Consider the following 1,204-nt stretch of genomic DNA (forward strand, 5'->3'; position numbering starts at 1 on the left):
AAAGTTCATAACACGCTCTAAGCAGGCCATTGTCCTGCCATTTCCATCAAGATTTTTTCGGCCTGCATCGGGCCGCCTGCGCGACTCGGTTGCGGTTTGGCGCCTGGGTCGGACCTGCTGCCGGCCTGTTCGGCGGTACGGGATAATCCGACCCAACAAGATGACAAATCAGAGGATGACTTTGACATGAGAACCCCCCCGACCCTGCTCGAACAATACGGCCCGCGCGAAGCGATGGAATATGACGTGGTGATCGTGGGCGCCGGCCCGGCCGGCCTGGCGACCGCGATCCGCTTGAAGCAACTCGCCGCCGAGAAGGGCAGCGAGGTCAACGTCTGCGTGCTCGAAAAAGGCTCCGAGCCCGGCGCCCATATCCTGTCGGGCGCCGTGATGGACCCACAGGCGATCACGGAACTGCTGCCCGACTGGAAGGCGCAGGGCGCGCCGTTGAACCAGCCGGTCACTGGCGACGAGGTGCTGTTCCTGTCTCCGACTGGCGTCAAGAAGACGCCCGACTGGCTGATCCCCGACTGCTTCCACAACGACGGCAACTACGTCATCAGCCTGGGTGCGGTGACCAAGTGGCTCGGCGAGCAGGCTGAAGCGCTGGGGGTCGAGATCTTCCCGGGCTTTGCCGCGTCCGAAGTGCTGTTCAACGAGGACGGCTCGGTCAAGGGTGTCGCCACCGGCCACCAGGGCCTGGGCAAGGATGGCGAGCCGACCGACGCGTTCCAGATCGGCATGGAGCTGCACGCCAAGTACACCGTGTTCGCCGAAGGCGCGCGCGGTCACCTGGGCAAGTCGCTGATCTCGCATTTCCAGCTCGACGCTAGCAAGGACCCGCAGACCTACGGCATCGGCATCAAGGAACTGTGGGAAATCCCGGCCGAGCAGGCCAAGCCCGGCCTGGTGGTGCACACCGCCGGCTGGCCGCTCGACGGCCAGACCTACGGCGGCGGCTTCCTCTATCACTTGGAGGGCAACAAGGTCACGCTTGGTTTCGTCGTCGGCCTGGACTACCAGAACCCCTGGTTGTCCCCGTTCGAGGAGATGCAGCGCTGGAAGACGCACCCGTCTATTCGCGCGCATCTGGAAGGCGGCAAGCGCATCGGCTACGGCGCGCGCGCCATCGTCGCCGGCGGCCTGCACTCGCTGCCGAAGACCGTGTTCCCGGGCGGCGCATTGGTCGGCTGCGACGCGGGCT

The 1,204-nt window shown here is 65.1% G+C and carries 1 protein-coding gene; it reads left to right on the forward strand.

The genetic code is table 11. The features are described 5' to 3' along the window. Positions 1-186: 186 nt before the first annotated feature. The coding region (locus tag C6P61_RS17380; RefSeq protein WP_146115102.1) for an NAD(P)/FAD-dependent oxidoreductase at positions 187-1,204 on the forward strand (1,018 nt) is incomplete at its 3' end.

Origin of the sequence: Malikia spinosa, assembly GCF_002980625.1 — a bacterium.
Taxonomy (GTDB): Bacteria; Pseudomonadota; Gammaproteobacteria; order Burkholderiales; family Burkholderiaceae_C; genus Malikia; species Malikia spinosa.